This window comes from Variovorax sp. Varisp46, assembly GCF_059491885.1.
In genome coordinates, this window is sequence record NZ_CP168515.1 from 470,877 (window position 1) to 483,394 (window position 12,518).

Genomic DNA, 12,518 nt, shown 5'->3' on the forward strand with positions numbered 1-12,518 from the left:
CCGAACTGCCCGGAAAAAAAGGAGCGCGTCGGTGCGGGAGGTAAAGCCGTTCGCCCTGAGCTTGTCGAAGGGCGGCAGCACGGTGCGTGCAGGGCTAAATTCGATCGCGCGTGGTCTGGCGGTGGGTTTCGGCGTGGGTCGATGCAAAGAACGCACGTGCGTCGCGCCCATCCTTCGCGATGCCCGCAGTGAGGGCCTCGAGGCTGGTGTAGCGCAATTCGTCGTGCAGTTTGTGCAGGAGTTCCACGCGGACGATTTTACCGTAGGCCCCTTCGGCGCCCAGATGCGAGGGCCACTCAAGGCAATGCGTCTCCAGCAGAACCCGACCGGCGTTGACGTCGTTGGCGTCGAGCGAGGGCCGCACGCCGAGGTTGGCCACGCCCGGCAGCGGTTGCTCGGCCAGGCCGTGGACCAGCACCGCGAAGATGCCGCTGGCAGCCGGCTTCCAGTGCTTGAAGCGCAGGTTGAGGGTGCGAAAGCCATCGTCCTTGCCCGGCGAGGAGGCGCCCAGCGCGCGGCCCAGCTTGCGGCCATGGACCACGTGGCCCGAGATGGTGTACGGGCGGCCCAGCAGGGTGTGGGCGTCGGCCATGCGGCCTTCGGCCAGCGCATCGCGCACGGCGGAGCTGGACACCCGCAGGCCATGCACTTCGTAGCTGTTCATGCGTGCGACGTCGAAACCGCGGGCCTCGCCGGCCGCGTCGAGCATGGCGTAGTCGCCGGCCCGCTTGGCACCGAAGCGGAAGTCGTCGCCGACCAGCACGTAGCGCGCGCCCAGGCCGTCGATCAGCACGTTCTGGATGAACGCCTCGGGCGATTGGGACGCCAGCCGGCCGTCGAACGGCAGCACGATGGTCTGGGCCACGCCGCAGGCCGCCAGCTCGGTCAGCTTGTCGCGCAGCGTGCCGATGCGCGCCGGCGCCAGGTCGGGTTTCCTGGTGACGGCGGCGAAATAGTCGCGCGGGTGCGGCTCGAAGGTGAGCACGCAGCTCGGCAGCCCGCGGTGGCGGGCCTCGGTCTGCAGCAGCGCCAGCATGGCCTGGTGGCCACGGTGGACGCCGTCGAAATTCCCGATCGTGAGGGCGCAGGCCGGAGCTACGCCCGGGTGCCGGAAGCCGCGAAAAACCTGCATCGGTGAGTATCTTTTTGATAGCGCCTTTCGCCCGTCGAATGGGCGAATCAGGCCGATTTGTCACAAAGCCGGTATATTGTGACGCAGTGCGTGGTCTGGCGTGAGTCGCCGATGCACCCCGAGTCTCTGGTCTCTGCGTGGTTTTCTCGTTTCGAGGAGTCGTGTGTGAAGGTCTTGAAGCTGTCGGCCCAAGGGCTGCCCCAGTCATGGATTTCGCTGGAACAGGCGGTGATCCACTACGCGGCGGACGAAGTTCGCTGGGAAGTGGGCGCGCAGGTGGCGGTGTTCCGCGGCGGCCACAACGCGATCACGGGCGAGCAGTCGCAGATCGCGATCAACAGCATCATCGGCACCAAGGGCGTGCCGCGCATCAATCCCTTCACGCAGCGGCCCGGGCTCACCAACAGCAAGCTGTTCTCGCGCGACCGCAACGTTTGTGCTTACTGTGGCGGGCATTTCCATGAAGATGAACTCACGCGCGAGCACATCATCCCGTTTGCCCAGAGAGGCATCGACACCTGGATGAACGTGGTTACGGCCTGCAAGCCGTGCAACCACCGCAAGAGCAGCCGCACGCCCGAGCAGGCGAACATGCCGCTGCTCTACGCGCCCTACGTGCCCAGCCTCTGGGAAGACTTCATTCTGCGCAACCGCCGCATCCTGGCCGACCAGATGGAATTCCTGATGGCGCACCTGCCACAGAGTTCGCGGCTCCACGACGGCTAGGCCGAGGCGCTTCGCGCCAGACTGCTCCCACGCGCATCCGCTGCGCCCTCCGACCGGGCGCAGCATCGTTTTGCCGATCATGGCGGAACTTCTTCCTCCGTCGAGGAGGGGTGCACATGCGAGGAGGCGCGATGAGCATCGCCGTGAAACCGCTCCCCGGCTCCGGCCCCGAGGTGTCGGGTTCGTCCCGTCTGCCGCCAGGCCTTCGCAGCGTCGTGACCTGGGATGTGGACCCGCACGGCTACTGCACCGAGCACGAGCATGCCACGCGCGCCCACTTCGCACGGCGGCTGGCGGCCCTCAAGAGCTGCACTTTCGCGGGCGTCTACGATCCTCGGCAAGCCTACGGCAGCGTGCCCTACTTCGTGCCGAGCGACACCCTGACCGATCCGGCGCTCGTGCGCGCGACGGGCATCACCGGCGTGGACGACCTTTTCGGCGGGGTGGTGCCATACCCCTTCGTCGCCACCAAGGCGCTCACCCATCCGTTGATCGGTGCCGATGCTTCGCGGCCGGCGGGCTGGTCCCTGCGCTTCGCGACCGAGGCCGCGGAGGCGGTACTCCCCGGCTATTCGTGCTTCTCACGCGAAGAGGCGCGCAAGGCGGGGCGCATGCTGCTCGACGGCGGCCTCGCACGGGTCAAGCCGGTGATCGCGACCGGTGGACGTGGGCAGGTCGTCGTGGGAAGCGTCGATGCGCTCGACCGCTGTCTCGATGCCATGGACGAGACCGAGATCACGACCCGAGGCCTCGTGCTCGAGGAGAACCTCGACCGGCCGAGGACGTACAGCGTCGGACAGGTGAGCGTGGAGCACCTTGTCGCCAGCTATTGCGGCGAGCAGCGTTCGACCCGGGACAACGCCGGGCAGGAGGTCTACGGTGGCTCCGACCTCATGCTCGTGCGCGGCGATTTCGACAGGCTGCTCGCCGTCGTGAATCCGGCGCCGCCGCTTCGCCGTGCGATCGAGCAGGCGCGGAACTACCACCGGGCCGTGTCCGGCTGCTACCCGGGCTTCTTCGCCTCGCGGGTGAACTATGACGTGGCGCAGGGCATGGGCAGCCGGGGCGACTGGCGTTCGGGGGTGCTGGAGCAGTCGTGGCGCGTGGGTGGCGCCACGGGCGCGGAGATCGCGGCGCTCGAAGCGTTCCACGCGCATCCGAAGTGCGACCGCGTGCGCGCGTCCTCCTTCGAGGTCTACGGAGCGGCCGCGCCGCCCGCGGATGCCATCGTGGCCTACCACGGCATCGACAGCGAGATCGGGCGGCTTTCGAAATTCACACTGCTGACGCGACATGCCGACACGCCATAGCCTCATCGACATTGCCGTGGACGGCCAGCACATCCAGGGCACGCTGTTTGCCGCGTCGACCATGGTGCCCGGTGTGCTCCTGGTCCACGGCTGGGATGGAAGCCAGGAGCAATACCTGAAGCGGGCCAATGAAATCGCGGCGCTGGGCTGCGTGTGCCTGACTTTCGATCTGCGAGGGCATGCGCGCCACGCGGCGCAGCGCCTGGAGGTGACCCGCGAAGACAATCTGCGCGATGTGTTGGCTGCGTACGACGTGCTGGTCGGCCATCCGACCGTCGACCCCGGCGCCATCGCCATCGTCGGCAGCAGCTATGGCGGGTATCTCGCTTCGCTGGTAAGTGCCCTGCGGCCGGTGCGCTGGCTCGCGCTGCGTGCGCCGGCGCTCTACCGCGACCGCGAGTGGGACACGCCCAAGGGAAAGCTGAGCCGGTCCGACCTCGTGGCCTACCGCCGCTCGCTCGTGGGACCCGGCGACAACCGGGCACTGGCTGCATGCGCGGCCTTTGCCGGCGACGTCCTCATCGTCGAGTCGGAGGACGACCAGATCGTCCCCCACCCCGTGGTGGAGAACTACCTGGCTGCCTTCAAGCGGGTGAAATCGGTGACCTACCGCGTGCTTTCCGGCGCGGATCACGCGCTGTCCAAACAGGAGTCGCGGCAGGCCTACGGCTCGTTGCTGGTCTCGTGGATCACCGAAATGACGCTCGGAGCCCGGGCGACGGCGACCATCACGAAGCCGGTTGCCAGCAGTTCGGCCTGAGCAGGCGCGCGCCGCCAAGCCGAAAGCCGGCCAGCTACTTTTTCATCGCCTTGACTTCGGCCATGCCCTTGGCCTCGTCGGCCTTGGCCTGCTTCACGCATGCGGACTTCGCATCGCCCTTCTGGTCGTCGCATTTTTCCTTCGCGATGCTGTAGGCCGCTTCCACCTTGGCCTCGGCCACCTTGCGTGCATTGCTGTCGCTGGGCTTCAGCTTCTGGTCGAGTTCAGCCTTGGCGATCTTTTCCTTGCCCTTGGCCTCTTCGATGCAGACGTCCTTGGCGTTGTCCTTCATGGCATCGCATGCCGCCCGGTCGGCCTTGTAGTCGGCGGCGATCTTGTCGCGGCCAGCCTTGAGTTCGGCGATGGCGGGGTCGACGGAGGCCGGCGGTGGCGTGTTCACTTGAGCTTGCGCGGGCAGCATCGCAAGGAATGCGATTGCCGCGCAGATCTGCATGAGCTTTTCCATGATCAATCTCCTTGACGTCGGCATCGGATCTCCAGCAAAAGGCATGGGGGATCCGACACCGAAAATCCATCTTAGGAATCGAGGTCATGTAGGCGGTAGGACGCCTTTCGGTGCGGCCGTAAGCGCATGCCGACGGGCAGTGGACTTTCTTCTCAGCGCTTCCAGTCTGGCGGGCGTTTGTCGATGAAAGCTTGCACGCCTTCGAGTGCGCTCTCGTCCATCATGTTGCAGGCCATGGTCTGGCTGGCATCGGCCAGCGCGGCCTCGATGCCGGTTTCGATCTGTCGGTAGAACAGGGCCTTGCCCAGCGCTAGCGCCTTGCGGGGCTTGGCGACGATGCTGGCCACCAGTGTCTCGACGGCCGCGTCGAGCTCCTCGGGCGGCGCCACGCGGTTGACCAACCCCTTCTCGCGCGCTTCCCGCGCGTCGATGAAATCGCCCGTCACCAGCATCTCGAAGGCTTCCTTGCGGCCGAGGTTGCGCGAAAGCGTGACGCTCGGCGTGGCGCAGAACAGCCCCACGTTCACGCCGCTGACTGCGAAGCGCGCCTCGCTCGACGCCACCGCCAGGTCGCAGACAGCGACGAGCTGGCAGCCCGCCGCCGTGGCGATGCCGTGCACGCGCGCGATCACGGGCACCGGCAGCTTCTGGATCGACAGCATCATCGCGCCGCAGCGTTCGAACAGCTGCCGGTAGTAGCCGAGCGAGGGTGCGGCGCGCATTTCCTTCAGGTCGTGGCCCGCGCAGAAGGCCTTGCCCGCCGCCGCGATGACGACCGCGCGAATGCTGTCGTCTGCCGCGATCTCGCCGAGCGCCTGCTCGAGCGCGCCGAGCATGCCTTCCGACAGCGCGTTGAACGAGGCCGGCCGGTTCAGCGTCAGCGTGGCCACGCCGCGGCTGTCGCGCGCCTGCAGGACGAAGGGCGTGCTCGCGTCGTTCATGGCCGGCCTCGCTTCAGTAGGTCAGTTCGAGCACGGTCGTGTGCTCGCTCGCGGCCGGCCACGTGAGGCCCGTGATGCGCTCGCCGTTGAATTCACCGGTCACCGCGCGCGGGGCGCCACCGCCCTCGATGCGCAGCCGCGAGGTCGAAACGCCCGAGCCCTGGGGTGGCACACCTGTCGGAGGGCTCTTGCCGTCGAAGCGCATGGTGTCGCGCTGTGCGTCGAAGTAGCCGCGCGGCCGCGTGAACACGACGACCGCGCTGGCTCCGTTGTCGGCCGGAATGATGCGTTCCGGCCGCAGGTTCACGACGCTGCTGCTGCGCGGAAAGGGGCTGCGGTAGATGTGCGTGGTGCCGTAGCTCGGCGTGGCCAGGACAAATTCGTAGGCCGCGTCGCCGCGCGCCTTGAAAGGCCCCCAGCGGCCATCGGCGCCGACCGATTTGGTGAAGACGGCCTCGCCGAGCCGCACGCCGGTGGCAGGGTCGACGGCGTACACGGTGACCTTCGCGCCGTTCAGCGGAAGATTTTCCGCGCCGAGCGCACGGCCGTTGAGCACGACATCCGCCTCGGCCGCGACGTCGGTGCTGCGCGGCGCCTGCCCGGTCAGGAACTGCCAGGTCGCCGCGAACGCCGCGGGCGAGAACGAGGTTTCGCGATGATCGACGCGCGGCAGCACCACATTGGTCGCGCCCTTGAGCGCCGGCCCGTCGAAGCCGACGTTCGTCGGCTTGCCGGGCGCGCCGATCCACACGCCATCGGGCTGCGCATACTTGTCGTTGTTGTCCGAGCGCAGGGTCATCCACTTCACGCCCGGCGTGACCTCCTCGCCGTTCGGCCCCTTCGGCGCATTGAGCTGCTGCATGAAGCCGGACAGTCCCGAGAACTCGTTGTTCTCGCGGAAGCCCTTCACCACCCAGATGCCGTGCGCCGGGTTGCCGCCCAGCACCACATGGCTCACCACGGCCGCGCCGCCGCCGTTCTGCACGTAGTTGCGGATGGTGTTGCCGCCGCGCGAGTTGCCGATCAGCACGACCTTGCTGGCGCCGGTGGCCTTCAGCACCTTGTCGACCTCGGCCTTCAGGAACACCGCCGAATCGCCGGTCGAGCTGCGCCCGGCCTGGGCCACGGCGTCGTCGTCGCGCGCGACCGGGTTCGGCTGGTCGACAGCGAAGAGCCGCTCGCGCGGCCAGCCGTTCGACTCGAAACGCCAGATCGTCGTCTGCCAGAGCGCGGCCGAGTCGCCGTTGCCGTGCATGAACACGATGGGCGGGCGCTCGGTGTAGGAAGGCGTGGGAGAGGTGGCGCAGGCGGTCAGCATGGCGGCAGTGGTTCCGGTGACGGCCATGGCGACCAGAAGAGAGCGGCGAGTCTGCATGTTTCGTTCCTGGGGTCCGGGAGTGAGGGGCCAAGTGAAAACGCCCGCCGGCGCGAAGCGGGCGGGCGTTGGATGCTAGCGGAACACCGCGGAACCGGCTTTGCCGGGCCGCAGGGTGTTGCCCCCGGTAGGGGGTTGACGCAGCGACACGAAGTGCGCGCAGCCTGGGGGCGAGCCTTGTCCTAGGCGAAGACGCCGGCGGTGTCCTGCATGCGGGCCGACACTTCGCCCAGGTGGTGCAGCGTGTCGCCGAAGGTCATTTCCATCTGTGTGAGCTTGCGGAAATAGTGGCTGCCGATGTATTCGTCGGTCACGCCGATGCCGCCGTGCAGTTGCACCGAGTTCGCGGCCACGAAGCGCATCGACACGCCGAGCTGGTACTTGGCGCGTGCCAGCGCCTGGCGGCGTTCGTCCGCCGGGGCGTTGAGCTTGAGCGTCGCGTAGTAGCTCATCGAGCGCGCGAGCTCGAGCTGCATCTTCATGTCGGCGACGCGGTGGCGCAGCGCCTGGAAGGTCGAGATGGCCACGCCGAACTGCTTGCGCTGGTTCATGTAGTCGACGGTGACGGCCATGGTCTTGTCCATCACGCCGACGGCTTCGGCACAGGTGGCGGCAATGCCGACGTCCACCGCGTATTCGAGCGCGGCCAGGCCATCGAGCGTGACCAGCGTCGCATCGGCCTTGTCGAACACCACTTCGGCCGCGCGGCCGCCGTCCTGCGTGCCGTAGCCGCGGGCCTCGACGCCGCTGGCACTGCGCTCGACCAGGAAGAGGACGATCTTGCCGCCGACCTTGGCGGGCACCAGGAAGGCGTCGGCTTCGTCGCCCACCGGCACCACGCTCTTGGCGCCGGTCAGCGCATAGCCGTCGCCCGACTTGGCGGCCGTGGCCTCGCACACGTCGAGGCGCCAGCGTGCCTTGCGCTCCTGGTACGCCAGCACCACGATGGCCTGGCCGCCGGCGATGCGCGGCAGCCAGCTGTCCTTGGTGTCTGCGCCGGCATAGCCGCTGAGCACCGCACCGGCGATCAGCGTCTGCGCAAAGGGCTCCAGCACGATGCCGCGGCCCAGTTCTTCCATGACGACCATGCCTGCCACGGGGCCCATGCCCAGTCCGCCGTCGTCCTCGCTGATGTACAGGCCGCCCAGGCCAAGCTCGGCCAGCTCGTCCCAGGCCTCGCGCGAGAAGCCGCCCTTGGCCTCGATGCCGCGGCGGCGCTCGAAGTCGTAGCCCTTGTCGACCCACTTGCGAACGGCGTCGCGCAGTTGTTCCTGGTCGTCGGTGAAGTTGAAATCCATGTTCTTGTCTCCTCAGCCCAGAACCGTCTGCGCGACGATGTTGCGTTGCACTTCGTTCGAGCCACCGTAGATGGTGGTCTTGCGCATGTTGAAGAAGGTGGACGTCAGCGGCGCGAGCGCCGGGTTGCCGCCCGGGAAGTTGCCCTGCCAGCCGGCTTCCATCGCCTCGCGGATCAGCGGCAGCGAATACGGGCCGCCGGCCAGCATCATCAGTTCGCTGTAGCGCTGCTGGATCTCGCTGCCGCGGATCTTGAGCAGGCCCGCGACGTCGAGCGAGTTCTTGCCCGAAGTGGCGGCCGACAGCACGCGCAGCACCATCATCTCGAGCGCGACGATGTCGACCTCGAGCTTGGCGATCTCGTCGCGGAAGCGCTGGTCGTCGTAGACGCCTTCGCTCTTCGCGATGCGCTTGAGGCGCTCGAGTTCGCGCTTGGCGCGATTCACGTCGGCGATGTTGGTGCGTTCGTGCGAGAGCAGGTGCTTGGCGTAGGTCCAGCCCTTGTTCTCCTCGCCGATCAGGTTCTCGGCGGGCACTTCGACGTTGTCGAAGAACACCTCGTTCACTTCATGGCCGCCGTCGAGCAGCTTGATGGGGCGCACGGTCACGCCGGGCGACTTCATGTCGAGCAGCAGGAAGCTGATGCCCGTTTGCGGCTTGCCTTCGTTGCTGGTGCGCACGAGGTTGAACATCCAGTCGCCGTGCTGGCCGAGCGTGGTCCAGGTCTTCTGTCCGTTGACGATGTACTTGTCGCCCTTGCGTTCGGCCTTGGTCTTCACGGACGCGAGGTCGGAGCCCGAACCTGGTTCGCTGTAGCCCTGGCTCCACCAGACTTCGCCGCTGGCGATGCCGGGGAGAAAGCGCTTCTGCTGCTCGGCATTGCCGAAGGCCATGATCACGGGCGCCACCATCACCGGGCCGAACGGGATGATGCGCGGCGCGCCGGCCAGCGCGGTTTCTTCCTCGAACAGGTGGCGCTGCACGGCGGTCCAGCCCGGGCCGCCGAATTCCTTCGGCCAGCCGTAGCCCAGCCAGCCCTTCTTGCCGAGGATCCTGGCCCAGCCTTGCAGATCGTCGCGCGTCAGCTCGAGCGCGTTGTGCACCTTGTGCGAAATCTCTTGGGGGAGGTTCTCTTTGACCCAGGCGCGAACCTCTTCGCGGAACTTCTGTTCTTCGGGTGTGAAGCTCAAATCCATGCGTGCCTCGCTGTGTTGATCGGTTCACCGCAGACGCGGTGTGTCTCCGGAACCGTGAGTTTTAGCACGGTCGTGCTGTGAAACGGTGTCCGCGCCGCGACAAGCGTGGGCACAGATAATCCCGCCTTCCCATGAAGAACATCGTGATCCTGATCTCCGGCGGCGGCTCCAACATGGCAGCCATCGTGCGCGCCGCCGAGCGCGACCGCTGGGCCGAGCGCTTCGGCGCACGCATCGCCGCCGTGGTGAGCAACAAGGCCGAGGCCGGCGGACTGGCAATCGCCAAGGCGCACGGCATCGACACCGCAGTCATCCCGCACAAGGATTTCGCCACCCGCGAAGCTTTCGACGCAGCGCTGGCGACGGCGGTCGACGGCTACGCGCCGGCCCTGGTGGTGCTGGCGGGGTTCATGCGCATCCTGACGCCGGGCTTCGTCGAACGCTACGCCGGCCGGCTGGTGAACATCCATCCCTCGCTGCTGCCGGCGTTCCCGGGACTCCACACGCACCAGCGCGCCATCGAGGCGGGCTGCAAGGTGGCGGGCGTGACGGTCCATCAGGTGACCACCGAGCTCGACCACGGACCGATCCTGGCCCAGGCCGTCGTACCCGTGTTGCCCGACGACACGGCAGTCACCCTGGCCGGGCGGGTGCTGGCGCAGGAGCATCTGTTGTATCCGTGTGCTATTGCCGGGTGGCTGGCAGATACATCGAGTCACAATCGGTAAAGTTGTTTATATTCGCGGGTTTTCGGGAGCTTAGAAAGTGAAAACCCAATCGTTGCTGCTGGCCGTTGCCAGCGCCGCCCTGATGGCGGCCTGTGCCGCTCCGGCGCCCGCGCCCGCCCCGGCACCTGCTGCGCCGCCGCCTGAACCGGTCTACCAGTGCAACGCCGATGGCGCCCGCTTTGCCGTGGGCCAGCCGCTGACGCCCCAGCTCGAAGCCGCCGCCCGCGTGCGTGCAGCCGCCGGCACGGTGCGCGTGCTGAAGCCCGGCGACGCGGCCACGACAGAACTCAATGGCGGTCGGCTCAATCTCGACGTCGACGCCCGCAGCCGCGTGACGGACGTCCGCTGCGGTTGATGGAACCGGAATTGCTACGAAAAATGTAGCAGTTCATTCAGGCAAGGCGGGCATGCACTGCCTGCCTGGCTAGATCGGGGTGAATCTTTGCCGGGGCGTACCGTCGATCTCGACGGTTTCGCCGAACATGGCGGCCGGCCGGACCCAGAGGCCATGGGCGCCGTACAGGGCGCGATACAGCGTCATCGGCTCCAGCGTCTCGCTGTGGCGCACGGTGCCGATCACTTCGTATTCGCCACCCTTGTAGTGGCGGTAGCGGCCGGGGGGCGTTTCGATCAGGGGCGGGAGGTCTTCGTCGTTCAACGGGGCTTCTTTCTTCAAAAACTGTCGGGGCTTGATTTGACGGGAGTCGGATGGATCGCGCTGATTTTGTTCACCTGGTTCGACTGAGCGAGCACGCCAGCGCGGACGACGGTGCGCGCTATCGACGCAGCGTCGCGGCCTTTGCCGCGCTCGGCTACCTGTGGGTACTGGGCTGTCTCGGGCTTTCGGTGGGCATCATTGTCTGGGTGGTTTCCTCGATCGGGGGAGCGCGCTCCAATTTCACGCGGGGCTGGCTGCTGCTGTTCGCCCTGGGGCTGCTGTGGGCCACGCTGCGCGCGCTCTGGGTGCGCTTCGACGAGCCCGAGGGCGTGGAAATCCGCAGGGCCGACGCGCCGGCACTCTTCGAGGCGCTGGACCGCATCCGCGGCAAGATCAAGGGGCCGCCGGTCCACCACGTCTATCTCGATGACGAATTCAATGCCAGCATCCGGCAGGTGCCGCGCTTCGGGCTGTTCGGCGGCGCCGTCAACTCGCTGAGCATCGGCCTGCCGCTGATGATGATGCTCGACCGGCGGCGGCTGCTGTCGGTGCTGGCGCACGAATACGGCCATCTGCGCGGCAACCACGGCAAGCTGAGCGCCTGGATCTACCGCACCCGCCTGTCGTGGCTCAAGCTCGATGCCGACCTGCAGCGCAACGAGGGCGTGATGGCGCTGTTTTCGCAGGCCTTCTTCCGCTGGTACTTCCCACGCTTCGCGGCCAAGACCTTCGCGCTGGCTCGCCAGGACGAGTACGAAGCCGACCGCATCTCGGGCCGGCTGCTGGGCGCTTCCGTGGCGGCGGCTGCACTGACCGAGATCGCGATCAAGGGCAACTGGTACGCCAACGAGTTCTGGCCCTGGCATTGGGCCCGCGCCGAGCATGAGCCGCAGCCTCCGGGCCCGTTCGAGGCCCTGCGCAAGCGCGTGCATACGCCGCCCGGCGAAGACTTCGCCCGCCAGGCGCTGCGCGAGGCGATGCGCCGCGTCAGCGACCTCGAAGACACCCACCCCGTCTTGCGGGATCGCCTGGAGGCGCTCGACCAGAAGGCGGTCATGCCCGAGTGGTCGATGCGCCCGGCACTCGAGCTGTTGGCCGACGAAAAGCAATGGATCGAGCATTTCGACCAACAATGGCGCCGCGCCCACGCCTCCGACTGGAAGCAGCACCATGCACACCGGTCGCGCATCCGCGAGCGCATCACCGTGCTGGCCGCGCGTGGCGAGCGCAATACGCCCGACGAGATGGTCGAGTGGGCCGATTCCGAGCGGCGGCTCGATCCCGCCGCCCCCGTGCGCGTGCGCTACGAGAGCGCCCTGCAGATCGCGCCGGAGCATCCCGGCGCGCTGCGCGGGCTGGCCCAGATGCTGCCGGCGAGCGATCGCGAAGCGCGCCTTGCCGTGCTCGAACGGCTGCACGGCTCCGGCGCCGCCAGCCGCTGGTGGGCGGCCAGGAGCGCCGTGGCCTCGCTCGAAGATCCCGACGCGGGGCCGCACGATGAAGAGGCGCTGAAGCTGTGGCGCGGCCGTCTCAAGGAGGCGGAAGAGGCCGAGACGCGTGCTTGGGAAGAGATCACCGGCACCCCGGTCTTCAGCCAGATCTCGCGGCACGACCTGAACGATTTCGAGCTGGGCGAGCTGCGGGCCGACCTGGTGCGCTGCCTGCCTGCCTCGCGGGCCTGGCTGGTGCGCAAGAACCTGCACGAATTCCCGTGGCGCCGAGCCTATATCGTGTTCGTCGAGCTACCGGGGCTCGACGACGAAGACCGCTGGAACCTGTGCCGCCAGCTGGAGCAGACCCTCACGCTGCCGGGCGCCGCGCTGGTGCTGTGGGCTGGCCATTCGCCCAAGCTGGAAGACGTCGAGCGGGAGGCCTTCGGAGCCGTCTGGATGCGCGGCGCATAGCCCTTCGGACTGGACGGGGCGGCGGC

At 67.6% G+C, this 12,518-nt stretch carries 13 protein-coding genes; 6 read left to right on the forward strand and 7 right to left on the reverse strand.

Annotation, left to right across the window (positions count from 1 at the left end):
- Nucleotides 1-94: 94 nt before the first annotated feature.
- Complete coding sequence (locus ACEN9N_RS02120; protein ID WP_007830250.1) at nt 95-1,132, reverse strand: bifunctional riboflavin kinase/FAD synthetase; 1,038 nt, start codon at nt 1,130-1,132, stop codon at nt 95-97.
- A gap of 165 nt (nt 1,133-1,297) precedes the next feature.
- On the opposite strand from ACEN9N_RS02120, the gene ACEN9N_RS02125 reads away from it, so the two are divergent.
- The 3 genes from ACEN9N_RS02125 (at nt 1,298) to ACEN9N_RS02135 (ending at nt 3,928) form a co-directional block, all read left to right on the forward strand.
- Nucleotides 1,298-1,858 (forward strand): HNH endonuclease, encoded by a 561-nt coding sequence (locus tag ACEN9N_RS02125; RefSeq protein WP_007830252.1) that lies wholly within the window; start codon nt 1,298-1,300, stop codon nt 1,856-1,858.
- Between the two features lie 143 nt (nt 1,859-2,001).
- On the forward strand, nt 2,002-3,168 hold the full coding sequence (locus ACEN9N_RS02130) for a DUF3182 family protein (protein ID WP_495655272.1): 1,167 nt from the start codon (nt 2,002-2,004) through the stop codon (nt 3,166-3,168).
- Nucleotides 3,152-3,928 carry an alpha/beta hydrolase family protein gene (locus ACEN9N_RS02135; protein ID WP_007830256.1) on the forward strand — a complete coding sequence of 259 codons (777 nt, stop codon included), beginning with the start codon at nt 3,152-3,154 and terminating at the stop codon, nt 3,926-3,928. The genes ACEN9N_RS02130 and ACEN9N_RS02135 overlap by 17 nt, the downstream gene beginning before the upstream one ends.
- 34 nt (nt 3,929-3,962) lie before the next feature.
- Here ACEN9N_RS02135 and ACEN9N_RS02140 read toward each other — a convergent pair whose 3' ends face one another.
- The 5 genes from ACEN9N_RS02140 to ACEN9N_RS02160 all read right to left on the reverse strand — a co-directional run bounded on the left by ACEN9N_RS02140 (nt 3,963) and on the right by ACEN9N_RS02160 (nt 9,202).
- Nucleotides 3,963-4,394 carry a hypothetical protein gene (locus tag ACEN9N_RS02140; protein ID WP_413314301.1) on the reverse strand — a complete coding sequence of 144 codons (432 nt, stop codon included), beginning with the start codon at nt 4,392-4,394 and terminating at the stop codon, nt 3,963-3,965.
- A 152-nt stretch (nt 4,395-4,546) separates the two neighbouring features.
- The gene (locus ACEN9N_RS02145) at nt 4,547-5,335 is read right to left on the reverse strand and encodes an enoyl-CoA hydratase (protein WP_007830261.1); all 789 of its coding nucleotides are present in this window, start codon (nt 5,333-5,335) and stop codon (nt 4,547-4,549) included.
- A gap of 13 nt (nt 5,336-5,348) precedes the next feature.
- Complete coding sequence (locus ACEN9N_RS02150; protein WP_495655273.1) at nt 5,349-6,710, reverse strand: alpha/beta fold hydrolase; 1,362 nt, start codon at nt 6,708-6,710, stop codon at nt 5,349-5,351.
- A 182-nt stretch (nt 6,711-6,892) separates the two neighbouring features.
- Nucleotides 6,893-8,008, reverse strand: coding sequence for an acyl-CoA dehydrogenase family protein (locus ACEN9N_RS02155; protein WP_495655274.1), 1,116 nt, complete (start codon nt 8,006-8,008; stop codon nt 6,893-6,895).
- Between the two features lie 12 nt (nt 8,009-8,020).
- Nucleotides 8,021-9,202: an acyl-CoA dehydrogenase family protein gene (locus tag ACEN9N_RS02160; RefSeq protein WP_007830272.1), complete on the reverse strand. Its 1,182-nt coding sequence runs from the start codon at nt 9,200-9,202 to the stop codon at nt 8,021-8,023.
- A 131-nt stretch (nt 9,203-9,333) separates the two neighbouring features.
- Here ACEN9N_RS02160 and purN point away from each other — a divergent pair, with 131 nt between their 5' ends.
- Both purN and ACEN9N_RS02170 read left to right on the forward strand, forming a co-directional pair.
- Nucleotides 9,334-9,930, forward strand: coding sequence for a phosphoribosylglycinamide formyltransferase (gene purN, locus ACEN9N_RS02165; RefSeq protein ID WP_007830274.1), 597 nt, complete (start codon nt 9,334-9,336; stop codon nt 9,928-9,930).
- Nucleotides 9,931-9,967: 37 nt separating this feature from the next.
- The gene (locus ACEN9N_RS02170) at nt 9,968-10,285 is read left to right on the forward strand and encodes an I78 family peptidase inhibitor (protein WP_007830276.1); all 318 of its coding nucleotides are present in this window, start codon (nt 9,968-9,970) and stop codon (nt 10,283-10,285) included.
- A gap of 69 nt (nt 10,286-10,354) precedes the next feature.
- On the opposite strand, the gene ACEN9N_RS02175 is transcribed toward ACEN9N_RS02170, so the two are convergent.
- Nucleotides 10,355-10,588 carry a DUF1653 domain-containing protein gene (locus ACEN9N_RS02175; protein WP_007830278.1) on the reverse strand — a complete coding sequence of 78 codons (234 nt, stop codon included), beginning with the start codon at nt 10,586-10,588 and terminating at the stop codon, nt 10,355-10,357.
- 50 nt (nt 10,589-10,638) lie between these two features.
- On the opposite strand from ACEN9N_RS02175, the gene ACEN9N_RS02180 reads away from it, so the two are divergent.
- Entirely contained in the window at nt 10,639-12,492 is a 1,854-nt protein-coding gene (locus ACEN9N_RS02180; RefSeq protein WP_007830280.1) for a M48 family metallopeptidase, read from the forward strand.
- Nucleotides 12,493-12,518 lie beyond the last annotated feature (26 nt).